The sequence below is a fragment of the Actinomyces sp. HMSC08A09 genome (assembly GCF_001807465.1).
GTDB classification, from domain to species: domain Bacteria; phylum Actinomycetota; class Actinomycetes; order Actinomycetales; family Actinomycetaceae; genus Actinomyces; species Actinomyces oris.
Genome location: NZ_KV789122.1, coordinates 96900 through 121965, shown reverse-complemented (window position 1 = coordinate 121965; position 25066 = coordinate 96900). Strand labels below are relative to the sequence as shown.

The 25066-nt window shown below is 69.4% G+C and carries 21 protein-coding genes; 9 read left to right on the top strand and 12 right to left on the bottom strand.

The features are described 5' to 3' along the window. Positions 1-453: 453 nt before the first annotated feature. Positions 454-1011 (top strand): DoxX family protein, encoded by a 558-nt coding sequence (locus HMPREF3165_RS07135; protein ID WP_070511904.1) that lies wholly within the window; start codon positions 454-456, stop codon positions 1009-1011. A gap of 117 nt (positions 1012-1128) precedes the next feature. Here HMPREF3165_RS07135 and HMPREF3165_RS07130 read toward each other — a convergent pair whose 3' ends face one another. From HMPREF3165_RS07130 to gatC, 4 genes are all read right to left on the bottom strand, one after another. Continuing rightward, a complete protein-coding gene (locus HMPREF3165_RS07130) occupies positions 1129-2517 on the bottom strand; it encodes an NAD(P)-dependent malic enzyme (protein ID WP_070511901.1) in 1389 nt (462 codons plus the stop codon). Between the two features lie 327 nt (positions 2518-2844). Then, positions 2845-4341, bottom strand: coding sequence for an Asp-tRNA(Asn)/Glu-tRNA(Gln) amidotransferase subunit GatB (gatB, locus tag HMPREF3165_RS07125; RefSeq protein WP_009405656.1), 1497 nt, complete (start codon positions 4339-4341; stop codon positions 2845-2847). Then, complete coding sequence (gene gatA, locus HMPREF3165_RS07120) at positions 4338-5879, bottom strand: Asp-tRNA(Asn)/Glu-tRNA(Gln) amidotransferase subunit GatA (RefSeq protein WP_070511898.1); 1542 nt, start codon at positions 5877-5879, stop codon at positions 4338-4340. The genes gatB and gatA overlap by 4 nt, the downstream gene beginning before the upstream one ends. Next, positions 5876-6181, bottom strand: coding sequence for an Asp-tRNA(Asn)/Glu-tRNA(Gln) amidotransferase subunit GatC (gene gatC, locus HMPREF3165_RS07115; protein WP_003789737.1), 306 nt, complete (start codon positions 6179-6181; stop codon positions 5876-5878). The genes gatA and gatC overlap by 4 nt, the downstream gene beginning before the upstream one ends. A gap of 404 nt (positions 6182-6585) precedes the next feature. Between gatC and HMPREF3165_RS07110 the strand changes: the two genes are divergently transcribed. After that, complete coding sequence (locus HMPREF3165_RS07110; protein WP_070511896.1) at positions 6586-8415, top strand: L,D-transpeptidase family protein; 1830 nt, start codon at positions 6586-6588, stop codon at positions 8413-8415. 86 nt (positions 8416-8501) lie between these two features. Here the strand turns inward: HMPREF3165_RS07110 and ligA are convergent, their stop codons facing one another. Beyond that, a complete protein-coding gene (gene ligA / locus HMPREF3165_RS07105) occupies positions 8502-10958 on the bottom strand; it encodes an NAD-dependent DNA ligase LigA (protein WP_070511893.1) in 2457 nt (818 codons plus the stop codon). 42 nt (positions 10959-11000) lie between these two features. On the opposite strand from ligA, the gene HMPREF3165_RS07100 reads away from it, so the two are divergent. Continuing rightward, complete coding sequence (locus HMPREF3165_RS07100) at positions 11001-14723, top strand: FtsK/SpoIIIE domain-containing protein (protein ID WP_083303236.1); 3723 nt, start codon at positions 11001-11003, stop codon at positions 14721-14723. A gap of 206 nt (positions 14724-14929) precedes the next feature. Then, complete coding sequence (locus HMPREF3165_RS07095) at positions 14930-15178, top strand: WhiB family transcriptional regulator (protein ID WP_003779481.1); 249 nt, start codon at positions 14930-14932, stop codon at positions 15176-15178. Positions 15179-15276: 98 nt separating this feature from the next. On the opposite strand, the gene HMPREF3165_RS07090 is transcribed toward HMPREF3165_RS07095, so the two are convergent. Then, positions 15277-16752: a sensor histidine kinase gene (locus HMPREF3165_RS07090; protein WP_070511887.1), complete on the bottom strand. Its 1476-nt coding sequence runs from the start codon at positions 16750-16752 to the stop codon at positions 15277-15279. A gap of 176 nt (positions 16753-16928) precedes the next feature. Here HMPREF3165_RS07090 and HMPREF3165_RS07085 point away from each other — a divergent pair, with 176 nt between their 5' ends. From HMPREF3165_RS07085 to HMPREF3165_RS07065, 5 genes are all read left to right on the top strand, one after another. After that, complete coding sequence (locus HMPREF3165_RS07085) at positions 16929-17423, top strand: DUF2505 domain-containing protein (RefSeq protein WP_070511884.1); 495 nt, start codon at positions 16929-16931, stop codon at positions 17421-17423. 191 nt (positions 17424-17614) lie between these two features. Continuing rightward, positions 17615-18055, top strand: a complete 441-nt coding sequence (locus tag HMPREF3165_RS07080; RefSeq protein ID WP_060956517.1) for an OsmC family protein — start codon at positions 17615-17617, stop codon at positions 18053-18055. A gap of 77 nt (positions 18056-18132) precedes the next feature. Then, complete coding sequence (locus tag HMPREF3165_RS07075) at positions 18133-18831, top strand: hypothetical protein (protein ID WP_009747504.1); 699 nt, start codon at positions 18133-18135, stop codon at positions 18829-18831. Continuing rightward, on the top strand, positions 18828-19721 hold the full coding sequence (locus HMPREF3165_RS07070; RefSeq protein WP_070511882.1) for a thymidylate synthase: 894 nt from the start codon (positions 18828-18830) through the stop codon (positions 19719-19721). The genes HMPREF3165_RS07075 and HMPREF3165_RS07070 overlap by 4 nt, the downstream gene beginning before the upstream one ends. Next, positions 19718-20308: a dihydrofolate reductase gene (locus HMPREF3165_RS07065; RefSeq protein ID WP_070511879.1), complete on the top strand. Its 591-nt coding sequence runs from the start codon at positions 19718-19720 to the stop codon at positions 20306-20308. Before HMPREF3165_RS07070 ends, HMPREF3165_RS07065 begins: the two co-directional genes overlap by 4 nt. A gap of 40 nt (positions 20309-20348) precedes the next feature. Here the strand turns inward: HMPREF3165_RS07065 and HMPREF3165_RS07060 are convergent, their stop codons facing one another. From HMPREF3165_RS07060 to HMPREF3165_RS07035, 6 genes are all read right to left on the bottom strand, one after another. Then, positions 20349-20756 carry a winged helix-turn-helix transcriptional regulator gene (locus HMPREF3165_RS07060; protein WP_083303235.1) on the bottom strand — a complete coding sequence of 136 codons (408 nt, stop codon included), beginning with the start codon at positions 20754-20756 and terminating at the stop codon, positions 20349-20351. Between the two features lie 135 nt (positions 20757-20891). Continuing rightward, complete coding sequence (locus tag HMPREF3165_RS07055; RefSeq protein ID WP_070511876.1) at positions 20892-21515, bottom strand: NADPH-dependent F420 reductase; 624 nt, start codon at positions 21513-21515, stop codon at positions 20892-20894. 158 nt (positions 21516-21673) lie between these two features. Next, complete coding sequence (locus HMPREF3165_RS07050) at positions 21674-22684, bottom strand: ABC transporter substrate-binding protein (protein ID WP_070511874.1); 1011 nt, start codon at positions 22682-22684, stop codon at positions 21674-21676. Then, positions 22681-23361, bottom strand: coding sequence for an ABC transporter permease (locus HMPREF3165_RS07045; RefSeq protein WP_070511871.1), 681 nt, complete (start codon positions 23359-23361; stop codon positions 22681-22683). The genes HMPREF3165_RS07050 and HMPREF3165_RS07045 overlap by 4 nt, the downstream gene beginning before the upstream one ends. After that, positions 23358-24062, bottom strand: a complete 705-nt coding sequence (locus tag HMPREF3165_RS07040) for an ABC transporter permease (RefSeq protein WP_070511869.1) — start codon at positions 24060-24062, stop codon at positions 23358-23360. The genes HMPREF3165_RS07045 and HMPREF3165_RS07040 overlap by 4 nt, the downstream gene beginning before the upstream one ends. Next, positions 24059-24928 (bottom strand): ABC transporter ATP-binding protein, encoded by an 870-nt coding sequence (locus HMPREF3165_RS07035; protein WP_070511866.1) that lies wholly within the window; start codon positions 24926-24928, stop codon positions 24059-24061. Before HMPREF3165_RS07035 ends, HMPREF3165_RS07040 begins: the two co-directional genes overlap by 4 nt. Between the last annotated feature and the right edge of the window lie 138 nt (positions 24929-25066).

Sequence of the window (25066 nt, the reverse complement as noted above, 5' to 3'; positions counted from 1 at the left end):
ACACTATCGAGTTCTCAAACAACACACCCAGCCGGAACTCAATCAAGCCTTTTGACTCAACTTCGCTCTGGCGAGCAACTCCGCTACTCTAGAACATTTGTCGGTTCGACGTCAACCTCAGGAGCATTGTTCCCGGTCACACCGATCGACGTTCTGTTGTAGTGAGTTCGCCGCTGGAAGGTCTCAAGCAAGGCCCGAGCCGTCCGGCAGCGGGCTGTACTTTAAGCAGGTCCACCCCTCAGACGTCAAACCGATCGCCCATGATCCAGGACACATCGACTTTTCCCCGTCATTCCAACCGTTTCGATGAACGCATCGCCGCGTATCGACAACACCCCGCCGTTCGTCAGTATCCACCGAGCAGTCCGGTATGTCTACAATCGGCCAGTCAGTTTACTGTTCAACTACTGGTGTCCGGCATCGGACCCCAGCGATCATCAAGGAGCACCTCCCGTGCCTGCTTCCACTCGTGGCGCCAAGCGCCCTCGTTCCGGATCCGACATCGTGACCAGCCCGTCGGCTCGCATCGTGCTGGCCGCCCTGCGGATCGTCGTCGGTTTCATCTTCCTGTGGACCTTCCTGGACAAGACGTTCGGCCTTGGATTCTCCACCCCTCGTCAGATGGCCTGGATCAACGGAGGTCAGCCCGCCCAGGGCTTCATCAAGGGCGTGGCGGTTCACAGCCCCTTCGGGAGCGCCTTCGAGCTGTTGGCCAACCCGGTGAGCGACTGGCTGTTCATGGCCGGGATGCTCGGGGTGGGCGTCGCCCTGACTCTGGGCATCGGACTCAAGGTGAGCGCCTTCGCGGCCTCAGCACTCATGGTGCCGTTGTATCTGGCCCTGTGGCCCATCGGAACCGGAGGCACCGAGAACGCCGCGACCAACCCCCTGGTCGATCTCCACTGGGTTCTGACCCTGTCCGCCATTCTGTTCGCCCTGACTCGGGCCGGCGACACCTTGGGGCTGGGCGCCTGGTGGTCTCGCCTGGTCGGCGACTCCTGGCTGCGCTGATGTCTCCGTTGTCGTGACCGACGATCGAGCTCAGCCCAGGTCCTGAGTACCGCCAGGGGCGTGAGACACCCGAAGGTGTCTCACGCCCCTGGCTACGTCACCTGGAACCTATGCTTCTCACTCCGTCTCGGCGAACTTGCGGACCGCCTTGGCCACGGCATCGGCGACCCGGGTGTCGAAGGCGCCGGGGATGATGTACACCGAGCTGATCTCGTCATCGGCGATCACCGAGGCGATGCCGGTGGACGCGGCCCGCAGCAGCTCGGTGGAGATGTCGGTGATGCCTGTGTCGAGCAGGCCGCGGAAGAGTCCGGGGAAGGCCAGCACATTGTTGATCTGGTTGGGGAAGTCCGAGCGTCCGGTCGCCACCACGGCGGCGTAGTCGGCCGCGCGGATCGGGTCGACCTCCGGGATCGGGTTGGCCATGGCGAAGACGATGGCGCCGTCGTTCATGGCCTCCAGGTCCTCGGGCTCGAGCAGGTTGCCCGACGAGACGCCGATGAAGACGTCGGCTCCCTTAAGGCCCTCCTTGAGGGAACCGGTCACCTGACGCGGGTTGGTGTTCTCAGCCAGCCACTTGCGGTGCTCGTTCATCCCCTCGGTGTTCGCCGCAGACAGGGCCCCGGTGCGCCCGTAGCCGACGATGTCCGTGGCGCCGTGCGCCATGAGCAGCTTGGCAATGGCGCTGCCGGCCGCACCGACACCGGACAGGACGATGCGCACGTCCTCGATCTTCTTGCCCACGATCTTCAGAGCGTTGATGAGGGCCGCCAGGGTCACGATGGCGGTACCGTGCTGGTCGTCGTGGAAGACCGGGATGTCGAGCTCCTCGCGCAGGCGGGCCTCGATGTCGAAGCACTTGGGGGCGGCGATGTCCTCCAGGTTGATGCCGCCGTAGGCCGGGGCGATGGCCTTGACGATGGAGATGATCTCCTCGGGGTCCTTCGTGTCCAGGGCCACCGGCCAGGCGTCCACGTTGCCGAACTGCTTGAACAGAACGGCCTTGCCCTCCATGACGGGCATGGCTGCGGACGGGCCGATGTCCCCCAGCCCCAAGACCGCGGTCCCGTCGGTGACGACGGCGACCGTGTTCTTCTTGATGGTGAGCATCCGGGCGCGCTCGGGGTGGTCGTAGATGGCCTTGCAGACGCGGGCCACTCCGGGGGTGTAGACGCGGGCCAGGTCACGACGGTTGTGAATCGGGTACTTGCTAGCGATCTCGATCTTGCCTCCGACGTGAGTCAGGAAGGTCGAGTCGCCGACGTTGCGGACGATGACGCCGTCGATCTCCTCCAACTTGGCAACCAGCTCGTTGCGGTGCTTGGAGTCCCGGGTGTCCGCAGTGAGATTGACGGTGAGCTTGTCGCCGTCGGAATCGGCCACGTCGACGCCGGTGACGATGGCACCAGTCGCAGTGGCAGTGTCGACCAGGCGGGCCACCGCCTTCTGGGAGGCGGGTACCTCGAGGTACAGGGCGACGGTGTAACTGGGACTGGGCTGAACCATGGGCACTCCTCGTGGGATGGGCGGGACTTGACGTCAGTACCCCGAGCCTATCTCTCACCGACCGCCAGCCACTCGGATGACGGTCCTACTATGACCGGATGCTGAGATCCCGAGCGGCTTTCGCAAGCAATCTCACCCTGCGCGCGACCCCTCCATCACCGATGCGAGCCACCGGAGATGCTGAGGGAAACCGCCGACAACGGACAGTCCGGCCCGTCACCACTGGCTGGATGCAGCGGTGACGGGCCGGAGTACTCCGAGTCGGCCTCGACGCAAGAGGGCAGCTGTACGGAGGGAGGCTTCAGGAGACGAGTGGTGAGACCCGCCTCAGCCCTGCACGCGCTCCATGACGAGCTCACGCACGCGCTTGGCATCGGCCTGGCCGCGGGTCGCCTTCATGACGGCTCCGACGATGGCGCCGGCCGCCTGGACCTTACCGCCGCGGATCTTGTCTGCCACGTCCGGGTTGGCGGCCAGGGCCTCGTCCACGGCGGCCAGCAGCGCGGAGTCGTCGGAGACGACCTCGAGCCCGCGAGCGGCGGCCACGGCCTCAGGATCACCCTCACCGGCCAGGACCCCTTCGAGAACCTGGCGGGCGAGCTTGTCGGTCAGGCGACCGGAGTCCACCAGCCCTTGCAGCTCGGCGATCTGCTCGGGAGTGACGGCCATGTCCTCCAGGGCCGTCTCCTGCTCCTTGGCCCTGCGGGAGAGCTCACCCATCCACCACTTGCGGGCGGCCTGGCCGGTGATCCCCGCTGCCGCGGTGGCCTCGATGAGCTCGAGCGCCCCGGCGTTGACGACGTCGCGCATCTCGGTGTCGCTCAGGCCCCACTCGGCCTTGAGGCGACGACGCTTGGCCGCGGGCATCTCGGGCAACCCCGCACGGATCTCCTCGACCCATTCACGGCTGGGCGCCACCGGAACCAGGTCCGGCTCGGGGAAGTAGCGATAGTCGTCGGCGTCGGACTTGACACGACCGGCACGGGTGGTGCCGTCGGCCTGGCCGTGACGGGTCTCCTGAAGCACCTCTCCCCCGGCGGCCAGGATGGCGGCCTGACGCTGGATCTCGTAGCGGACGACCTGCTCGATCCCACGGAAGGTGTTGACGTTCTTGGTCTCGGTGCGGGTGCCCAGCGGCGCGTCGGGCGACTCGCGCAGGGAGACGTTGACATCGGCGCGCACGTTGCCGCGCTCCATACGCGCCTCGGAGACGCCCAGGGCCCGGAAGATGTCGCGCAGGGTGCGTACGTAGGCGGCGGCGACCTGAGGCGCCCTGGCACCGGTGCCCTCGATGGGGCGGGTGACGATCTCCACCAGCGGCACGCCGGCGCGGTTGTAGTCCACCAGGGAGTGGCTGGCGCCCTCGATACGGCCGTCGGCACCCCCGATGTGGGTGTTCTTGCCGGCGTCCTCCTCCATGTGAGCCCGCTCGATCGGGATGGTGAAGAAGGAGCCGTCCTCCATCTCGATCTCCAGGGCGCCGTCGTAGGCGATGGGCTCATCGGACTGCGAGGTCTGGAAGTCCTTGGCCAGGTCCGGGTAGAAGTAGTTCTTCCGGGCGAAGCGGCAGGACTGCGCGATCTCACAGCCCAGGGCCAGGCCGATACGGATGGCGTACTCCACGCCGCGGGCGTTGACCACCGGCAGCGCACCGGGAAGGCCCACCGACGTGGGGGTCACCATCGTGTTGGGCTGAGCGCCGAAGACGTTGGGGGCGGCGTCGAACATCTTGGTGGCGGTTCCCAGCTCGACGTGCACCTCGAGTCCCAGGACCGGGTCGTAGCGGCGAACGGCCTCGTCGAAGTCCATCAGCGTGTCACTCATCGTGTCTCCTCCAGCTCGGGCGCACGCGACAGCAGCGGCGCCCCCCATGTCTCCTCCAGCGCGGCCTCCAGGACGGCACCCACGCGGTACAGGCGGTCATCGGCCCTCTGCGGCGCCAGGATCTGGAAGCCCACCGGAAGCCCGTCATCGCTCAGCCCCGAGGGCAGGCTCATGCCGGGGACCCCCGCGAGGTTGGCCGGGATCGTGGTCACGTCCAGCTTGTACATCGCCAGCGGGTCGTCCTTCTCCCCGAAGCGGTAGGCCGTCACCGGGGCGGTGGGCGAGACGAGGATGTCCGCCTTGTCCCAGGCGGCGGCGAAGTCGCGCTGCACGAGAGTGCGCACCTTCTGGGCCGAGCCGTAATAGGCGTCGTAGTAGCCGGCCGACAGCACGTGGGTGCCCAGGATGATGCGGCGCTTGACCTCGTCACCGAAGCCCGCCCCGCGGGTGGCCGCCATGACGGTCTCGGCGGTGACCGGTCCCGACGTCGGTTCCACCCGCAGGCCGTAACGCATCCCGTCGTAGCGGGCCAGGTTGGAGGAGGCCTCGGCGGGCATGATGAGGTAGTAGGCGTCGAGCGCGTACTCCAGGTGCGGCAGGGAGACGGTCTCCACCTGCGCGCCGGCCGCCTCAAGCAGCTCCAGGGCGGCGTGGAAGGAGGCCACGACGCCGTCGTGGTAGCCCTCTCCGCCGTCGAGCTCGGAGATGACGCCGACTCGCAGTCCGGTCAGGTCCCTCCCCTCCTGGGCGGCCCGGACCACGGCAGCCATGTCGCGCGGGGCGTCCGGCAGCGAGGTCGAGTCCAGCGGGTCGTGGGAGGCGATGACGTCGTGCAGCAGAGCGGTGTCCAGCACCGTGCGGGCCATGGGGCCGGGCGTGTCGAGGGAGGAGGCCATGGCGATGACGCCGAAGCGCGAGACCGTGCCGTAGGTCGGCTTGACGCCGACTGTGCCGGTGACGGCCGCGGGCTGGCGGATCGAGCCCCCGGTGTCGGTGCCCACGGCGACGGGGGCCTCGTAGGCGCCCACGGCCGCGGCCGAGCCACCCGAGGATCCTCCCGGTATGCGGCCCAGGTCCCAGGGGTTGGCGGTGCGGCCGAAGGCCGAGTGCTCGGTGGAGCCGCCCATGGCGAACTCGTCGAGATTGGTCTTGCCCAGGATCGGGGTGCGGGCGGCGCGCAGGTTGCGCACGAGGGTGGCGTCATAGGGCGGCACCCATCCCTCGAGGATCCGTGAGGCGGCGGTGGTGACCTGGCCTCGGGTGACGATGAGGTCCTTGACGGCCACCGGCACACCGGTCAGCTCGCTGGTCACCTGGCCCTCCTTGCGGGCGGCGTCAGCGGCGTCGGCTTGGCTCAGGGCGCACTCGGCATCGACGTCGAGGAAGGCCCCGACGGCGCCGTCGACGGCGGCGATGCGGTCGAGGTGGGCCTGGGTGAGCTCGCGTGAGGAGACCTCCCCCGCCGCCAGGGCCGCGGCCTGCGCGGCGGCGCTGCTCCTGATGAGGTCGGCCAGGGCGTTGGTGCTGTGAGCGCTCATGAGGCGGAGTCCTCCCCCAGGATCTGCGGAACGAGGAACATGGAGTCCTCGCTGGCCGGCGCGCCGGCCAGGAGCTCGTCGACGTCGAGCGTGGGGGCCGGAACGTCCTCACGCAGCACGTTGGTCAGGGGCACGGGGTGGGAGGTCGCCGGCAGGTCGGGCGTGACCACGCTCGTGACCCGGGCGAAGGAGGAGGCGACCGCGTCCAGCTCTCCGGCCAGACGCGACACCTCCTCATCGCTCAGGGCGACCCGAGCCAGCGCCGCAACCCGTGCGACCTCATCAGTGGAAATAGCAGACATGGTGTGGAGTCTAGCCGGGTCGAGCCGGGCTGCGGCCCCACCGCGTCGACATCGCAGGCGTGACCGGCACGCCCGGCCCGCATCGGCGCCCCTCCCCCGCCGGCGGTGCATGGCGCCAGGCGCTGCGGGTTCCTAGGAAACTGAACCGACACCGAATTCGTGCGATCTCACAGAGCCTCATCCCCGAGGATGATTGACATCATCTCGTTTCACAGATGTCATGGTAATCACCAGGGTGAGGACCGCCCCGCCGGCGACGGCGCTGCCGCGTTGACGCAGGTCGGACCAGGAACAGCCCTTGGGTCAGACCTCCATCCAGCACCTTGGACCACCGGAGGTCGGATGGACCACTGAATTCGGCCACCCCGCCCCACACGGGACCCGTGGCCGAGGGACGAGGATGCATGAGCAGCAACACTTCCCCCGCTGGCACGCAGCACCAGGGAGAAGCCTCACAGAGCGAGACCACTGTGCTCAGCACGCCCTACGGGCAGCCCGAAGGCGTGCGTCGTCAGTCCGTCTTCCAGGCGGCTGCGAAAGCCACGGCACCGCAGGCCCATTCCGCCAATACCGCCTCAAGCGGTACGAGCGCCGAGCAGAGCAGTACTGAGGAGATCGAGGCCATCGCCCCGGCAGCGACCTCAGAACAGGGCTCCGGCAGCGAGCCCGACGATCAGTCGACGCTCGAGGGCGCTTCAGGAACCGAGAGCACTGTCAGTGCCGGTTATTCCGCTGCGGCCGTCCCGGGGACGAACGCCTTCCCGGCGCTGACCTCCACCGCTGCGGAGCCGTCCCCGACCGAGTCGCGGCGGCGTCGCCGTTGGCCCCTGGGAGTCGCGGCCGCAGCGCTCCTCCTGCTGGGTGTCGCCGGTGCCGGAGGCTACGCCTACGCCGCGCACTACGACGGCCGGGCCGTCCCGGGAACCACTGTGGCCGGCACCGACGTCTCCGGCAAGAGCCGGCAGGAGGTGGTGGCCGCCATTGAGGAGCGCGCCAAGAGCACCAAGGTCGACATCTCCGGAGACGTCACCGCCAGCGCCTCTCTGGCGGACCTGGGAACCACCGTGGACGCCCAGGCGACCGCCGACGCCGTCATGGCCCGGGGCGACACGCTCGGTGAGAAGTTCCGCGCCCTGGTCTCCCAAGGCAAGAGCGAGGTCCCGGTGGTCTCCACCACCGACAAGACCAAGGTGAGCAGCTACGCCACCTCCCTGATCCCCGAGGACCGCGCCAAGGCACGCAACGCCACCGTGGTCCTGGGCGAGGACGGCGCCACCTTCACCACCACAAGCTCGGCCAAGGGATCCTCCCTGGACGCCAACACCCTGGCCCAGGCCGCGCAGAAGGCCGCCACGTCCCTGGACTCCTCGTCGATCTCCCTGACGATCACGGACGCCGCCCCGAAGGTCTCCGACTCCGACGCCCAGAAGGTCGCCGACAAGGCCAACGGCTGGGTCTCCCAGGACGTCACCATCACCATGGGCGAGGACTCCTACACGGCGGAGAACACGGACAAGGCCTCGTGGATCAAGATCACCAACTCGACCGAGTCCGCCCCGACCATCGCCGTGGACTCCTCAAAGGTCTCCCAGTGGGTCAAGTCACAGGCTGAGGAGGCCAGCTCCGAGCCCGTCACCGGAGAGCGCAACGTCAATGCCAGCGGCCAGGTGGTCTCCACCCCGACCGAGGCCAAGGACGGCAAGACCGTCAACAACGCCGACGCGGTGACCACCGCGATCACGCAGTCCCTGGGCAGCAACAAGGCCTACTCCGGCTCCTTCGAGGCCACGACGGTCAAGGCGGAGTGGAAGGAGCGCACCATCGCCAATGGTGCGGAGAAGCTGCCCTACCAGGCCGCTCCGGGTGAGAAGTGGGTCGACCTCAACCTGTCGAACAAGACGGTGACCGCTTACGAGGGGGCGACCGTCGTGCACGGCCCGGTCTCCATCGTCGACGGCGCCGCCGAGACCCCCACGGTCACCGGCACCTACAAGGTCTACCTGCAGTACGAGTCCCAGACCATGCGCGGTGAGAACGCCGACGGCTCCCCCTACGTCGCCGAGGACGTCCCGTGGGTGAGCTACTTCTACAGCGGCTACGCCTTCCACGGCGCGGGCTGGCGCTCCAGCTTCGGGTACTCCGGCTCCCACGGCTGCGTCAACATGCCGGTCCCCGAGGCGCAGTGGATCTACAACTGGGTCGACACGAACACGGTGGTCCACAGCCACTACTGAGCCGGTATCAGCGCCCGTAACAGCCGAGTCGCGAACGGGGTGGGGCACCTCCTTGTCAGGAGGTGCCCCACCCCGTTCGTGCGTCCTCAGGAGACCGCCTGGGGTCCGCCCTCCAGGAGCGCCACGAAGCCCTCCTCGTCAAGGATCGTCAGCCCCAGCTCGCGGGCCTTGGTCTCCTTGGAGCCCGCCTTGTCCCCCACGACGACGAAGCTCGTCTTCTTCGAGACGCTGCCCGAGGCCTTGCCGCCGCGCGAGACGATGGCCTCCTTGGCGCTGTCCCGGGTGAATCCCTCCAGGGAGCCGGTGACGACGACGGTCAGGCCCTCCAGGGTGCGCGCCGGCTCCTCCTGCTCCTCCGAGTCCTCCTCCCGGGTGCGGACCCCGGCGGCCTCCCAGCGGCTGAGGATCTCGCGATGCCAGTCGACCTCACGCCACCTGGCCCAGGACTCGGCGATGGTGGGGCCGACGCCGTCGACCTCGGCCAGCTCGGCGACATCGGCCTGGCACAGGGCCTCCAGGGACCTGAAGCGCGCCGCCAGGGCCCGAGCGGCGGTCGGGCCGACGTGGCGCACCGACAGAGCCACCAGGATGCGCCACAGCGGGCGGCTGCGGGCCTGGCGGAGCTGGGAGAGCATCGCGGTGGCATTCTTCCCCGGCGCTGTCGCCTTCTTGACCCGACCGTCGGCGTCGTAGGTCTGCTTGGTCCAGAAGAACCGGCTCAGGCGCCAGTCACCGGTGGGCACGCCTCGACGGGAGACGGGGCGCCAGACGAAGACCTCGCGCAGGTCGTCCTCGGTCAGGTCGAACAGGGTGGCCTCGCCAGTGAGCACCGGAGTCTGCTCGGTAATCCCCGCCTGCTTCAGGAGCTCCTCGACGGCCTCCACTCGCTGGGAGACGTGGAGGGACTCGAGCTCTCCGGGCGGGAGGCTGAGCCGTCCGCCTTCGGTCTCCAGGCTCCGCCCCGCCGCGAGCGCCGTCAGGGCCTCGAGGCGTCCGGCGTCGGGGCGGGTCAGGGCGCCGGCGGCCTCATCCCCCAGCCCTTCGACGTCCAGAGCGCCCCGGGAGCCGATGTGAGCGATCCTCTCGGTGAGCTGGGCGGGGCAGGACCGGGTGTTGGGGCAGCGCAGGTCGACGTCGCCGTCCTTGGCCGGCGCCAGCTCGGTGCCGCAGGAGGGGCAGTGCGTCGGCATGACGAAGTCCCGCTCGCTGCCGTCACGCAGGTCCGCGACCGGCCCCAGGATCTCAGGGATGACATCGCCGGCCTTGCGCACGATGACCATGTCCCCGATGCGCACGCCCTTGCGGGCCACCTCGGTGGCGTTGTGGAGGGTGGCGCGGGCCACCGTCGAGCCGGCGACGAGGACCGGCTCCATCATGCCGAAGGGCGTGACGCGGCCGGTGCGTCCGACCTGGACGGCGATGTCCAGCAGGCGGGTACGGACCTCCTCGGGAGGGTACTTGTAGGCGGTGGCCCAGCGGGGCACTCGGGAGGTGTGGCCCAGGCGGCGCTGAAGGGAGTGGTCGTCTAGCTTGAAGACGATGCCGTCGATCTCGTGGATGAGGTCGTGGCGGTGGGCGGCATAGCGCTCGATGTAAGCCTCACGCTCGACGCGTCCCCTCACCACGGCGTTGTAGGGGGACACCGGCAGCCCCCAGCCGGCCAGCAGCTCGTACCACTCGTGCTGCCGGGTGGGGAGGCTCTCCCCCGGTGCGGGGGTGATCGCACCGACTCCGTGGGCGATCATCGCCAGGGGCCGGGAGGCGGTGACAGCGGGGTTCTTCTGGCGCAGCGAGCCGGCGGCCGCATTGCGGGGGTTGGCGAAGACCTGCAGGAGGGGGGCTCCGTCGGCCTGCCGCTGCACGTTCCGGGTGCGGCGCTCCTCGTTGAAGGCCTCGAACTCCTGGGTGGGGAAGTAGACCTCTCCGCGCACCTCGAGCAGAGACGGGTGGGCGTCGCCGGCCAGGACGAGGGGGACCGAGGCGATGGTGCGCACGTTACCGGTGACGTCCTCACCGGTGGTGCCGTCGCCGCGGGTCGCGGCCCGGGTGAGGATGCCGTCCTCGTAGGTCAGGGCCACGGCCAGGCCGTCGATCTTGACCTCTGCTGTCATGGCGAGCTCGTCGTCGCCGACCCCGGTCTCGGCGACCATGCGCTCGGCCCACTCCTGGACCTCGTCGAGGGAGAAGACGTCCTGAAGGGAGTACATGCGCTCGTGGTGCGGGGCGGGGGCGAAGTCGGTGACGGCGCGCCCGCCCACGGAGCGGGTCGGTGACCCGGCTCGGGCCAGGAGGGGGTGGGCCGCCTCCAGTCCCTCCAGCTCCCGATAGAGGGTGTCGTAGTCGGCGTCGGACAGGGGGCTCTCGGCATCGATCGCGTTGTAGTAGGCGTCGCGGGCGGCCTCGATGTCACGCACCAGCTCGCTCCAACGCTCCCGGGCGGCGGTGGGGATGGCGCTCAGATCCACGGGGCCACGCTGATCGGAGCGTGCCGAGGAGGGGGCCGGGACGGGAGCGGATCCGCGGGGCGCGTCGGTGTCAGTCATGGGGCCATCTTCCCCCAACCGGGTTCACACCGGGATCCGCCCGTGTCCACAGTGACCATGAACATCCCCGAACGCCGAGGTTGTCCACACCCGGGGCTGACCGACGGCGACGCGACGGTCCCCAGCGGCGATTCTGGAGCAATGAGCACTCCCACCGCCGTCCCGGACCACCACTGGCTCCTGCCGGGAGAGGCCTCGGCCTCGTTGCGCCGGCGATCGGCGGGTGAGGCAGCCGCGGAGGCGGCTCTGGCCACCTTGGCCGGTCCGTGGCACCTCGCGGTCCTGGACGGTCCTGACCGTGGCCTGGTGATGGCCGTCAGGGACGGCGCTTTTCTGGGCCGGGGCGAGGTTCTCAGTGACCCCTTGGTCTCCCGCCATCATCTGCGCCTGCGCCTTCACGGCGGCCGAGTCCTGGCGCAGGACTGCGGATCGGCCAACGGCTCCTACCGCTACTGGCACCTGGGGCTGTGGCTGCGTGTGCGCCGGGAGACGAGGATGAAGGAGGGGACGCTCCTGCGGCTGGGAGACAGCGTGCTCGAGCTGCGCAGGCGCCCCTGCGACCTGGTAGTGGCGGCCCCTGCGACACAGGCCTCGTCAACGGCATGGTTGATGGTGGGCTCACTGGTCTGCGTCCTGGTCATGGGCGGCTCAGCAGTGATCGCGCTCAGGACGGGCAGCCGCGGCGCGATGGGCATGGTCATGGTGGCGCCGATGGTGACGATGACGATCATGCGTCTGGTGCCCTTCCTGCAACAACGGCGAGCCCAACGCGCCGGGCGCACCGGGCGTGCCGGTGGGGCCCGATGGCGGGCTCGCCGGCGCCACCGGGGACACCGACCGGGTTGGAGGCGCAATGAGCCGGACCCTGCCACGATGCTGCTGGCCGTCGCGGCGCGCTCCAGCATGTCTCAGGCCGTCCGGGACTCCCCGTCCGAGGGCTCAACGCCCGCCTCCGCCGCTCGGGAGGTCCTGGCCGCATGGAGTGCCGCTCGCCGACGACGCTGCGTCCTGACGCTCTGCGACGGCGAGAGCCTGGCCCTGGTGGGCAAGGGCGCCGGCAATGCGCTGCGATGGTGGTGTGCCCAGCTTCTGGCCCGCGACGAGGTCCGGGTGACCGTGTTGGATGCCCCGTCAGGAGCCCTGCAACATGAACGCGCGGGCCATCGGGACAGTGCGCAAAGTGAGGGATGGGAGATGGCGAGCGGCCGGCTGGGGCTACGCCTCGCCTGGGGCCCGCAGGCCCACCCTCACAGCGCACAGATAGTGACCTGCTCCCATGATGAGGTCCCGCCCCAGGCGCTGAGCACACGGCCCGCTCCGGCCGGGGCGCCGTCGTGCTCACCGACCTGGTGGGAGGCGGTTCAGCACCTGAGCCGCTCCCGGATCACGGAACCGCCCCGGTCGTCGTCCCGGGTCGATGGCGTCCCCGACGTGGTCCCCCTCAAGACGGTCATGCACGACCTCGACGCCCACGAGCTGCGGGAGCAGTGGCAGGAGCAGGCGCACTCGCCGACCCGGGGCGCCCCGGCGCTGTCAGCGGTGCTCGGCGTGGGAGCACGAGGGCCGGTGCATGCCGACCTGGTGGCGGACGGCCCGCACGCCATGCTGGCCGGGACAACGGGTTCGGGGAAGTCCGAGCTGCTCATCTCGTGGCTGGTACAGCTGGCGCTGAGCCGAGCGCCGGACCGCCTCACCCTGGTCCTGGTCGACTACAAGGGCGGTGCCGCCTTCGGCCCCCTCGCCGGCCTGCCGCACACGGCCGGGGTCCTGACGGATCTGGATCCCGCCGGCACCCAGCGCGCCCTGTCCTCCTTGGAGGCCGAGGTGCGCCGCCGCGAGCGGATCCTGGCCGCCCACGGCGCCAAGGATCTCTCCTGCCTGCCGCCACAGGTCGTCGTCCCCGATCTGGTGGTGGCGGTGGACGAGTTCGCCACCTTGGCCGGCGAGCACGCCGAGGTCCTGGAGTCACTGGTGCGTATCGCCGCCCAGGGGCGCAGCCTGGGCATCCACCTCATTCTGGCCACACAGCGCCCTCAGGGGGCCGTGTCCCCGGCGATTCGGGCCAACACCTCCTTGCGAGTGTGCCTGCGGGTGCTCGACGCCGCTGACTCCAGGGACGTCCTGGGGCACGACGGGGCCGCCCGGATCGGTCATCATCCCGGGCGGGTCCTGGTCAGTGGCGCCGGCGGCGCTCAGGAGAGTGCCCCTGACCGGCAAGGTCTCTCCGACGGAGCCAGTGGTGCTCCCAGCCCTGGCAGTCAGGTGCTTCAGGCCCCCTGGTGCGGCTCGACACGTGAGGTCCAGAGGATCGTCGACCTCATCTCACTCGCAGCCCAGGGGCACGCCTCCCCGTGGCGCCCCTGGGCGCCGGCCCTGCCCGCCTCGATCAGCGCGGCCGAGGCGCTCGAGCTGGTTCGGCTCCGGGGCCCCCGGGCACCGGGTGATCGTGAGGAGCAGGGAGCCGACGGAGCACTCGCCCCCGCGGAGCCTGCTGACCACGCAGGACTGTCCGGGTGCGACGACGACCATCTTCTCCTGGCCGTGACCGACCTTCCTCGCCAGCAGAGCCTGGGGCTGTGGCACTGGCGGGTCACACGCCCGCTGCTGGTCCTCGGGGCCTCAAGGTCAGGGCGGTCCACAGTCATCGCCTCAGCCGCGACGGCAGCACTGGGCGCGGGCCGAGGAGTGCACCTGTGCGGCTTCGCCTCCCCAACCTTAGACGCCTCCGGCCAGGCCCCGGACGAGGCCTCACCCATGCGCGAGCTCCTCACCCACCCCGGGGTGGGCACGGTGGTCGGCACGGAGGACCCGCGACGCCTGGCCCGGCTGTGGGGACTCGCCGCCAGTGGGCACCTCGGCACGGACCTCCTGTGCCTCGATAACGTCGACGCGCTCGTCGCGACCATCGATGAGGTGCTGGGCCCCGGCCAGGGCAACGCCCTGCTGGAGGCCGTTATCCGCACCACGTCCGCAGCGGGCACTCCCCTGCTGCTGACCGCCCCTTTGGTCGCCTCCACCGCCCGGTGGGCCGGATCCATGGGCCTCAGGCTGGTTCTCGGTGCGGCCACCGGCACACAGGCCGCTCTCGCTGGTCTTCCACGCGGGGTGGTCACCGGCGGCGCCCCGGGGCGTGGCGTCATCCTGGACGGGGCGACGACGACCGCCTGCCAGATCGTGCTCCGTGCGGTCTTCCCCGTATCCGCCTCCGAGCGCGACGGCGCCCGCGCGCTGCGGCTCGAGCCGCTGCCGACCCGGCTCACCTGGGAGGACGTCCCGGAGGGCACCTGGGCTGTGGGAGGAGACGCGGCGGCACCGGTCACGCTTCCGGCTCACACCAGCGTCCTGGTCGCCGGGCCTCCCGGCTCGGGGCGCTCCACGGCACTGCGGGCTCTGGCCCAGGCGATGGCCTCCGACCCCCTCGTCGTTGACGACCTGGACCTGGCGGACATCGCCACCGCCACTCAGGTGGAGGCCGCGCTGGCGCGCTCCGAGGTGGTCCTGGCCTCCGCCTCGACGGAGAAGGTCGCCACGACCTTCCGCGGCGCGATCTCCACCATGCGTGAGCGTGAGGCACTCGTCGTGCTGTGGCCCGGTATGCGCCCTGCCGATCAGGCCGCCGGCATCTCCTTGCGGACGGTCACCGACCCCAGAGCGATGACGCTGCCCGGTCGTGGGGCACTCGTCTATCGCGGAACGTGCCTGCCCATTCAGATCGTGCTACCCCGGCCCGAAGACAATGATCGTCCTATTGAACACCCTGTTTAACAGGCATTCTCAATGAAGGAAAGTGGTGTTATCTCAACAGCTCAGCATCCTGTGAGGATCACGACAGGATATCGGCACAGGTCTCATGATCGAGGTCTTGCCCACCGCCCCCCGTCGTGTGAAAGTTGTTCTCGGACGCGGCCGCCGTTCCCTGACAAGTTGGGTCGGCGCCAACCGCATGACCGATGACCTTGTAGGGGGCCCTTATGGACTGGCGCAGCCAAGCCGCATGTCTCACCGTTGACCCGGAGCTCTTCTTCCCCGTGGGGAACACAGGTCCCGCCATTGCCCAGATCGCCAAGGCAAAAGAGGTGTGCGGCCGCTGCGAGGTGGTGGACACCTGCCTGAAGTGGGCACTGGAGAACGGCCAGGACGCCGGCGTCTGGGGAGGCATGAGCGAGGACGAGCGCCGTTCTCTCAAGCGCCGGGCGGCCAGGGCCCGCCGGTCCTCCTGAAAACTGATCGAGTTCTTGACACTGCGGTGTTCGCACGGTTAATCGTGCGAACACCGTTTTGTTGATCCAGTGGTTCTCTACAGCGGGAAAAGGAAAGGTCAGGCTTCAGCCCTGGCAGCCCGCTGATGAAGGCGGGCATGAATGACGACGTCGGTGCCCCCTCCGCTCAGAGGCTCCCAATCAATGACCCCGCGCAGCTCTCCTCGCACGAGCGTGGTGACGATCCGTGTTCCCAGTCCGGTCATGAGGGTGTCCGGCGCCAGGCCCGCACCGTTGTCCATGACATGGACCTCGAGCCGGTCCTCGTCACGGTGGGCCGTGACCGTCACGCGGCCGTCGCGGCCGTCGAGGCCGTGCTCGACAGCGTTGGTCACGAGCTCGGCCAGCACCGTGGCCAGCGCCTGCGCCGTGTCAGCGTCGACCACCCCGAAGGAGCCCTCCAGCTTGGTGCTGACCTCGCCCGTGGGCGTGGCCACGACCGCGGCCATGCGCAGGATGGAGGAGAAGACCTCATCGAAGTCCACGTGCTCATTGACGTTGTGGCTCAGGGCGTCGTGGACGGTGGCGATAGTGGTCACCCGGCGCTCGGCCTCGGACAGGGCCTGACGGGTCTCCTCGTTCGAGGCGCGGCGGGCCTGCATACGCAGCAGCGCCGAGACGGTCTGCAGGTTGTTCTTGACCCGGTGGTGAACCTCCCGGATGGTGGCGTCCTTATTGAGCAGAACCTGCTCACGCCGACGCACCTCGGTGACGTCACGTACCAGGAGCACCGCCCCGGAACGGCGCCCCTTGAGCGTCAGCGGGATGGAGCGCACAGACAGGAACACTCCCCCGACCTCGACCTCGGTGAGCCAGGCCTGCCTGCCCATGAGAACCACGGCCAGCGTCTCATCGACGGGGGTACGGGCGGGGATGATCGAGGTGACGGCCTCGGCCAGCAGGATCCCCTCCAGCTCGCCCTCAATCCCCAGGCGGTGGAAGCAGGAGCGCCCGTTGGGGCTGACGTAGACAATCCGCCCCTCCTCGTCCAGGCGCAGGACGCCGTCGGCCACGCGCGGCGTGCCGTGGCGGATCGTGGTGCCGGCCCCCTGGATGGGGAACTCGCCCGAGGCGGTCATCTGGCACAGGACCTCGGCGATCTCCTCCATCTCCCGCTCAACGATGCGCCCGCCCCGGATAACACCCACCGAGGTCTCCCGAGTCACGACGGCGATCGGCGTGCCGGCGTGAACAACCGGGATGTACTCCTCCTGGACCGCGGCGGTACCGGTCCAGTAGGGCTCGGCCGCGTCCTGGATCTGGGCGGTGGACAGTGACTCCATGGCCATGGCCTCACGCGAGGCCGGCATGCGCCGCCCGACGACGTCCTCGAGGTGAACGGTGGTTCCCCCCGAGGGGCGGGTGTGGCCCGCGGCGATGAAGCGCCCCGCACGGGTACGCACCCACAGGACCAGGTCGGAGGTGGATAGGTCCGCAATCAGCTGCCAGTCGGCCACCAGCTGGTGGATCCAGTCAAGGTCGGCCTCGGCGAGGTCGACTGCGTCTCTCAGGGCGCTAGGCAGAAGATTAGGCACCTCTCAAGGTTATCGGCAGTGAGCGGAACCGGCTCGTTGAGCCGGCTAATTGCCAAGCAAGACACATGTTCGGGAACTGAGCGATCCCGCATTCAACCGCACGAGCACGCCTTGGCTTCCGTCCCCACGGGGGTCGGAACATGCCCCGGACCAGCGAAACATGACAGGATCGCACCATGAGGAAGACCATCACCATCACCTATCCCGCCACTCCGGCACGCACCGCGCAGATGCTCGCCGACCCCGCCTACCAGGAGGCACGGGTCTCACGGGCCGGGCTCGACAACGCCTCGGTGGACGTCGCCCAGCGAGGCCAGGGCTTCGTGGCCACCATCGCCGGAAGCATCCAGCCCTCCCAGCTGCCCTCGGTCGCCTCGAGGTTCGTGCGCTCGGCGGTGGCCTTCTCCGTGGCCGAGTCCTGGGGCGAGCCGAAGGATGACGGTTCACGCTCCGGCGGCTACGACGTGTCGATCAAGAACGCCCCGGTCAAGGTCAGCGCCACCTCCACCATGTCTCCCGCCGGTGAGGCCACCACCGTCACCGTCGACGTCGACCTCAAGGTCACCGTGCCGTTGGTCGGCAAGACCATCGAGGAGAAGGCGATGGGCATGGTCGGCCGAGTCGTGGCGGACGAGGAGCGCCGAGCCACCGCGTGGCTCGCCGAGCACTGAGCCGTGCTTCCTTCGCGTCTACATCGCCTCCCCATCGCTCACCTCGATCGCCCGCCCCGATCACGGACTGTGCGCTGCGTCGCCCAGCGGCGTTATTCCCGTGCTGCGCCCCTGTCCGCCAGTGGCGCAGCACGGGGCTGTACGCCGATTCCACCGCCGAGTCTCGCCCGGTTTCATGGCACGATCAGGCCATGAGCACTTCTAACACAGCCGCTTCCGCCCCTAACGCCGTGTGGGCCGAGCGCGCGGGCACCCGTCAGTACATCGGCCGCAACTCCTCGGGCGCTGAGGTCCGCATCGGGATGGGCCCGGGCGAGTTCTCCCCCGGTGAGCTGATGAAGATCGCGCTGGCCACCTGCAACACCCTGTCCGCCGATCACCGTCTGGCCAAGGCCCTGGGCGAGGACTTCGAGGCCACCGTGGGCTGCTCGACCGTCAAGAACGACGCCGAGGAGCGCTACGAGTCCTTCCAGGTCGAGATCGTCACCGACCTGTCCTCGCTCGACGCCGAGCAGCGCGAGCTGCTCAGCCAGCGGGTCGCCGGCGCCGTCGACCGTCACTGCACCGTGGGCCACACCATCGAGCACGGCGCTTCCTACACCACGACGATTGTCGACCCCAACGAGGACTGAGCCCTCAAGCACTCCGGTCCTTGAACCGGCCGCGCTCCCCGAGGCCCCCTGCGTCACTCAGGTAAGGAGACCACACTGTGAACACCTCCCGCTCCGGGCGCTCCACAGCGCTGGAACGTGCCCTCGACAAGGCGATCGCCATCCCGGCCTCCCGCATCGAGGAGCGCGTCGCACGGATGCGCCGGGACCGCCCCGGGGCCGACGCCGCCGAGCTCGTCGAGATGGCCGGCGCCCGCTTCCGGCGGGACGCAGGGTTGTCATCGGGGGCGGTCGGGGCCTCGGCAGCCATCCCGGCCATCAGTACGGGCGCGGCCGCTGCCCTGACGGTCGGCCAGAGCGCCGCCTTCATCGCCTCGGCCGTCACCTACGTTCTGACTGTCGCGGAGATCCAGGGGGTCCACGTCGTCGACACCGAGCGCCGTCGGGCCCTGGTCCTCTCCGCCCTTCTGGGCAAGGAGGGATCCGAGGCGGTTCAGGGCCAGCTGGGTCTGTCCTCGATGTTCTGGGCGGCTCAGCTGCTCATGCAGATGCCCCTGCCATCGGTGAAGTCGATCAACGCCCACCTCATCAAGCGGGTGGCCAAGCGCTCGGCCGCCAAGGGCGGGGCGCTGGCACTGGGGCGCCTCCTGCCCTTCGGGATCGGGGCCGCCATCGGCTGGAAGGGGGGCCGGGCACTGGCCAACCAGGTCATCGAGGGGGCGCAGGCGGCGCTGGGGCCCCAGCTCGCTCTGAGCGACTACGTCGACAGCTCCCACGTCGAGGTGATCGAAGCGTGAGCGGTATCGGCAGCGCCAGCGAGCCCTCACCGTCGGCTGCCCAGTACCCGGCCCTGGCGCAGATGGGGCTCGTCTCCCCACCAGGTGTCGACGTCGCCTACGAGAACCTCCTGGCCGAGGTCCTGACCAACGGGACTGCGAAGTCCGACCGCACCGGCACCGGGACGCGTTCACTCTTCGCCCGCCAGCTGCGCTACGACCTGCGCCGCGGCTTCCCCCGCATCACCACGAAGTTCGTGGCCATGAAGGCCGTCAAGGGTGAGCTGCTGTGGTTCTTGCGCGGGGAGACCAACGTGCGCTGGCTCCAGGAGCGGGGCATCACCATCTGGGACGAGTGGGCCGACGACTCCGGTGAGCTGGGGCCGGTCTACGGCTCGCAGTGGCGCTCCTGGCCCACCCGGGACGGGGGCGCGATCGACCAGATCACCGGACTCATCGACACGCTGCGCACCGACCCGGACTCGCGGCGCATGCTGGTGTCGGCCTGGAACGTCTCCGAGCTGGGATCCATGGCGCTGGCCCCCTGCCACGCCTTCTTCCAGTGCTACGTGGCCGACGGCCGCCTGAGCCTGCAGATCTACCAGCGCAGCGCCGACCTGTTCCTGGGGGTGCCCTTCAACATCGCCTCCTACGCGCTGCTGACCCACATGCTCGCCCAGCAGACGGACCTGGAGCCCGGAGAGCTCATCTGGACCGGCGGAGACTGCCACATCTACGACAACCACGTCGAACAGGTCCGCACCCAGCTCTCCCGGGTGCCCAGCGCCCACCCCTTCCCCACGCTGCGCCTGGAGCGGGCCGAGTCCATCGACTCCTACGACATGGACGACATCGACGCCTCCCAGGGCTACGAGCACCACCCCACGATCAAGGCCCCGGTCGCGGTATGAGCGGCCTGGGGATGATCTGGGCCCAGGACGTCACCGGCGTCTTGGGAGCCGACGGCGGCATGCTGTGGCGCGTGCCGGCGGACTTCGCCCACTTCAAGGCCACGACCATGGGCTGCGGGCTGGTCATGGGACGCACCACCTGGGAATCATTGGGGGGCCCTCTGCCCGGGCGGCGCAACGTGGTCCTCACCCGTGACCGCTCCTGGCGGGCCGAGGGCGCGATCCACGCCGGCTCGCTGCGCGAGGGGCTCTCGGTGGCGGCGCGGGGCCTGGCCGCTGAGCTGGGGCACGATCCCCGTGAGGGGGATGCTGCGGGGCTGCCCCGCCTGTGGGTCATCGGTGGCGGGAGCGTCTACGAGCAGGCGCTGGCTGACGGCCTGCCCGATGTGCTCGTTATCAGCGTCCTGGACCTGGATGCCACGCAGCGGGCCCGCGAGCGCGGCCTGCCCGACTCGGCGCTCGTGCGCGCGCCGGGGATCAGCACTCAGGAGTGGGCCATCGATCCGGCCCTCTCCGACCCACGGGGGCAGTGGCGCCCCACATCCGGGGACGCGCGCTGGCGCGTGGAGACCTGGCGGCACCTGTAGACGCGCTTGAAACGCCCTCGGCGAGCGTTTCAGCGGATGCTCAGTGCTCGGCGTCGTAGCGCGCCCGGGCCTGGCTGACAGCGCCGAGGTGCTCAGTGGCCCAGGCCTCGAGGTGAGCCAGCGCCTCCGCCAGCCCCTTGCCTGAGTCGGTGAGCTCGTAGGTCACTCGTGGTGGGATCTCAGGGTATTGATGGCGCTCGATGAGTCCATCACGCTCAAGGCCCCTGAGGGTCTGGGTGAGCATCTTGGTGGAGATACCGTCGACGCGGGTCGATATCTCCTTGAATCGTTGCGGCTGGCCCGCTTCGTGAAGCGCCCCGACGACGAGCACGGTCCATAGGTCGCCGAGCGACTTGAGCAGGCCGCGTGAGGGGCAGCTGCGGCTATAGGGGTCGGGCGCCATCTCCCCCGCCTGCTGCGTGCCGGTCGGCTGCTCAGTGTCGGCCACGTCGTCTCCTCGTGTGCTTGGTCGCTGATCCGTCGTCGGCCACCCACGCGTGTGAGCGGCCAACACGGGCATAGGCGACAGGTTACCTGCGAACCGGGAGCCTTACTCGAGGCTTACTCGGGGCTCACTCGGGGCTCACTCTGACACGACGGCGAGGCCGCCGGTCCAAGCGACCTGCTCCGTGACACCCAGGGCGATGTTCAGTGCCCCGAGTGCCTCCATACGCTCTGCCCGCTGGAGCTCGCCGGCGTCGGCCCACGCCAGTCCGGCGGCCTCGACGAACGAGCGCAGGCCCGCCTTGGCCTCTGCGGAGTCGGAGGCGGCCAGGACAGTGGCCGGGCGAGCGCCGATGGTGCCGCTCGCCAGGACGGCGGCGAAGACGGTGTTGAAGGCCTTGACCACCTGGGCGTCCGGGAGCTTCGCTGCGAGCTCGGCGGTCGCGGAGCTGCCGGCCGGGACGAGAGAGTCGAGAGTGGTGAAGTCCAGGGGGTTGGTCGGGTCGACGACGACCTTGCCGGCGAATGCCTGTGCGCCGTAGGTGGCGATGACCTCGTCGATGGCGGCGTAGGGCAGGGCGAGGACGACGATGTCGCCGGTCAGGGGTGAACCGATCTGGGCGACGTCGACGCCCGACAGGCCGGTGGCCTTGGAGGCGTCGCGCACCAGGACCTGAGTACTGGCACCGGCCTTGACCGCCAGACCCGCGACCGCCGATCCGATGTTGCCGGCGCCGATGATGGAGATGGAGGGGACGGACATGAGAGCTCCTTGAGCGTTAGTTGTTGAACGAACAACTAAACTCTCTCACGTGAACCCACTTTCCGATAGAGAGTGACTGTGTGCAAGAGATCACTAACTGTCGTCGCGCACGCTCCCCGCCATCACTGACAGGCCGGACACCGCGGCCCTCTCGCCGCTCAGAGCAGCTTCTTGGAGGTGAGCCAGTCGGTGGCGATGGTCTTGGAGCTGAGCTTCTCGCCGGTGGAGCGCTGGTTGAGGGAGCGCAGCTCGTCGGGGGTCAGCAGGGCCGAGACCCGGTTGATGGCGGTGGCCGCGATGGCCGGCAGTGAGGCGGAGACCAGCGGGGTGACGTTCTGCGGGAGGATGAGCATCTGGGGGTCGGACAGGATGACGAGGTTCTTGGCCCTGATGGCGGGATCGGAGGAGTAGATGTCGGCGACGTCGACGGTGCCGTCGGTGAGGGCCTTGACGGTCAGAGGCCCGCCGGAGTCCTCCACCGGCGTGACGGAGGCGTCGACGCCGTAGACGGCCTTGAGGCCCTTGGGGCCGTATGGGCGGGTGGTGAACTCCGAGTTCGCGGCGATCGTGACGGACCGACCCAGCGAGGCCAGGTCGCCGATGGAGGTCAGGGAGTGGGCCTGGGCGGTGGCCTTGGTGACGGTCAGGGAGTCCTGGTCCGTCGCCTCGGCCGGGTTCAGGACGGTCAGCGAGTGCGGCAGGGTCCTCAGCAGGGTGTCCTGGATGGAGGCGGTATCGCCGGCGGCGCGGGAGGGGGTCGCAGTGGCGGTCGCGGTGGAGGTCGTGGCAGTCGGGCCGTCTGAGGCGGAGGTCTTGCTGTAGTACTCCAGCAGGTTGCCGCCGTACTCGGGGATGACGTGGATCTTGCCGGCCTCGAGCTCGGGCAGGTAGACCTCCCGCTGGCCGATCTGGTACTGGCGGGTGACGCTCAGGCCCGTCTTCTCCATCATCTGGGCGTAGAGCTCGGCGATGATCTCGTTGGAGTAGTACTGCTGGCTGCCGATGATGATCGGGCCGCCGGAGTAGCCTCCTGAGGATTGGTCGACGGCGAAGGGGTCGGTGTCGGAGCAGGCGCTCAGTGCGAGCAAGCCGGCGGTCGCACCGACGCCGGCCAGCAGGCCGCGTCGCGTCAGCTGCTTGCCGGGGCGCGGGTTGGACGGTGCAGTCATGCTGATTCCTTCCGGTGCTGCCGGGCACCTGGGGGCGTGACCCCCCATTGGATGAGGGCGAAGACGGCCTCGGAGGCCAGGGCCAGGGAGATGACCAGGAGCGCCGAGGCCAGCATCATGACGTAGTCCTGGGTCTTGAGGCCCAGGAACATGAGTCGGCCGAGCCCGCCGGCGCCGGTGTAGGCGGCCAGTGTGGCGGTGGAGATGACCTGGAGGCTGGCCGAGCGCAGCCCGCCAACGAGCAGCGGCGCTCCCAGGGGGATCTCGACCCGGCTCAGCACCTGCAGCTCACTCATGCCGCTGGCCCGGGCGCCGTCGACAGCCATGGCTGAGGCCGCCCGCACCCCGCTCATGGCTCCGGCCAGGACACTGGGCAGGGCCAGGATGACGAAGGCGATCATGGGGGCGCTCAGGCCGACCCCGAGAACGAGGCCGAACAGCGTGATGAGGCCGAGGGTGGGCAGGGAGCGGGCCATGCCGCTGAGCGGCTGCACCCAGGTGCGCCCGCGTCCGGTGTGCCCCACCCACCAGCCGGCGGGGACCCCGATGAGGGCGGCGATGAGGACACCGGCCAGGGAGTAGAGGACATGCTGGACCAGCAGCGGGCCGATCCCCATGGCCCCGCTCCAGTGAGCGGGATCGGCGATGTAGGCCAGGGCGGCCAGAACGAACCTCACGCCTTGCCCTCCTGACTGTTCGAGGCGGCTGCGCAGGCTCCGGCAGGGACTACCCCGGCGTCGCCGGCGCGCTTCCAGGTCCAGGGCAGGCACAGCCGCCCCAGAGCGAGGACGAGCCCGTCCAGGACGAGGGCCAGGGCCGCGGTGGTCACCAGGCCGGTGACGATCTCCGCGGTGATGCCGCGCTGGAAGCCGTCGGTGAACAGCCAGCCGAGGCTGCGCACACCGAGGACCGCCCCGACAGTGGTCAGTGAGATCGTCGAGACCGTCACCACGCGCAGGCCGGTGAGGATCGCGGGGCCCGCCAGCGGCAGCTCGACGGTGAGGAAGCAGCGCAGGCGCCCCATGCCCATGGCGGTGGCGGCGTCCAACACGCGGGCGTCAACGGCGTCGAGTGCGTCGGCGGTGGCCGGAACCAGGAGCGCCAGCCCGTAGAGGGTCAGGGCCACGATGACGTTGAGCGGGTCGCGGATGCCGGTGGCCAGGATGATGGGGAGGATGACGAACAGGGCCAGGGAGGGGACGGCGTAGAGCAGGGAGGAGCCGGTCACCAGCAGGGCTCGCAACGGCCGGGCCACGCGGGCCAGCCGGGCGATGGGGATCGCCAGGACGAAGGAGGCGACGATCGCGGGAACCGCCTGGAGAAGGTGGGCCAGGAGGTGCCCGGCGATGGTGGGCAGGTTGGCCAGGACCCAGCTCATGCCCGTTCCTCCGCCTCCGTGGAGGCTTCGTCGGCCAGGCGCCCGACGGCGCGGCCGGCCCGGTCCAGGACGATCCGGGACTCGGCGACGTCCGTGAGCTGAAGCTGGCGGGCGGCGTCGTCAAGGCCGAGGAAGCGGGCGACAAAGTCATCGGCCGGGTGGGCCAGCAGCTGAGGGCCGCTGCCTCGCTGAGCGACCTGGGCGCCTTCGCGCAGGAGGATGATCTCGTCACCCAGGGCGAGGGCCTCATCGACGTCGTGGGTGACGAAGATGATGGTCTTCCCCAGCTCGGCCTGGATGCGGGCCATCTCGCGCTGGAGGTCGCGGCGCACGAGCGGATCGACGGCGCCGAAGGGCTCGTCCATGAGGAGCACCTCAGGATCGGCGGCCAGTGCCCGGGCCACACCGACCCGCTGGGCCTGGCCGCCGGAGAGCTGGTGGGGGTAGCGCCCCGCCAGGTCGCGGTCGAGGTCGAGCATGTCCATGAGCTCGAGGGCCCGGCACCGGGCGTCGTGGCGGTCGGCGCCCTGGAGGCGGGGTACGAGGGTGATGTTATCGATGACGCGCCGGTGCGACAGCAGCCCCGCGTTCTGCATGACGTAGCCGATGGAGCGACGCAGGGCCACGGCATCGCGGGTGGCGACGTCCTCGTCATCGATGAGGACCCGTCCACTGGAGGGCTCCACCATGCGGTTGACCATGCGCAGCAGGGTCGTCTTGCCACAGCCGGACGATCCCAGCAGGACGGTGGTAGTGCCGGCCTCAATGCGGGCGGTGAAGGAGTCGACGGCGGGGGAACCTGATTCGGCGCCCCTCCCGGCCGGGTACGACTTGGTAACGGCATCGAAGGTAATGGTGCTGCTCATTGCGGGTGCCGGGTGTCCTCTCATGGCCTTAGGCGGCGCGGCCCGATGGCGTATTGCCACCGTACCAGCCACCATCTGCCGATCTGCCAGGTGGCAGCCTTTCCCAAGGCGATTGGTGCAGGATTGAAAGCAAACACC

Excerpts from the sequence above, each read along its gene's own strand:
- HMPREF3165_RS07110 (WP_070511896.1), top strand. The coding sequence starts at position 6,586 with ATGAGCAGCAACACTTCCCCCGCTGGCACGCAGCACCAGGGAGAAGCC.
- gatA (WP_070511898.1), bottom strand. The coding sequence starts at position 5,879 with ATGAGCGCTCACAGCACCAACGCCCTGGCCGACCTCATCAGGAGCAGC.
- HMPREF3165_RS07065 (WP_070511879.1), top strand. The coding sequence starts at position 19,718 with ATGAGCGGCCTGGGGATGATCTGGGCCCAGGACGTCACCGGCGTCTTG.
- HMPREF3165_RS07035 (WP_070511866.1), bottom strand. The coding sequence starts at position 24,928 with ATGAGCAGCACCATTACCTTCGATGCCGTTACCAAGTCGTACCCGGCC.
- HMPREF3165_RS07040 (WP_070511869.1), bottom strand. The coding sequence starts at position 24,062 with ATGAGCTGGGTCCTGGCCAACCTGCCCACCATCGCCGGGCACCTCCTG.
- HMPREF3165_RS07080 (WP_060956517.1), top strand. The coding sequence starts at position 17,615 with ATGAGCACTTCTAACACAGCCGCTTCCGCCCCTAACGCCGTGTGGGCC.
- HMPREF3165_RS07085 (WP_070511884.1), top strand. The coding sequence starts at position 16,929 with ATGAGGAAGACCATCACCATCACCTATCCCGCCACTCCGGCACGCACC.
- ligA (WP_070511893.1), bottom strand. The coding sequence starts at position 10,958 with ATGACTGACACCGACGCGCCCCGCGGATCCGCTCCCGTCCCGGCCCCC.
- HMPREF3165_RS07050 (WP_070511874.1), bottom strand. The coding sequence starts at position 22,684 with ATGACTGCACCGTCCAACCCGCGCCCCGGCAAGCAGCTGACGCGACGC.
- HMPREF3165_RS07055 (WP_070511876.1), bottom strand. The coding sequence starts at position 21,515 with ATGTCCGTCCCCTCCATCTCCATCATCGGCGCCGGCAACATCGGATCG.
- HMPREF3165_RS07130 (WP_070511901.1), bottom strand. The coding sequence starts at position 2,517 with ATGGTTCAGCCCAGTCCCAGTTACACCGTCGCCCTGTACCTCGAGGTA.
- gatC (WP_003789737.1), bottom strand. The coding sequence starts at position 6,181 with ATGTCTGCTATTTCCACTGATGAGGTCGCACGGGTTGCGGCGCTGGCT.
- HMPREF3165_RS07095 (WP_003779481.1), top strand. The coding sequence starts at position 14,930 with ATGGACTGGCGCAGCCAAGCCGCATGTCTCACCGTTGACCCGGAGCTC.
- gatB (WP_009405656.1), bottom strand. The coding sequence starts at position 4,341 with ATGAGTGACACGCTGATGGACTTCGACGAGGCCGTTCGCCGCTACGAC.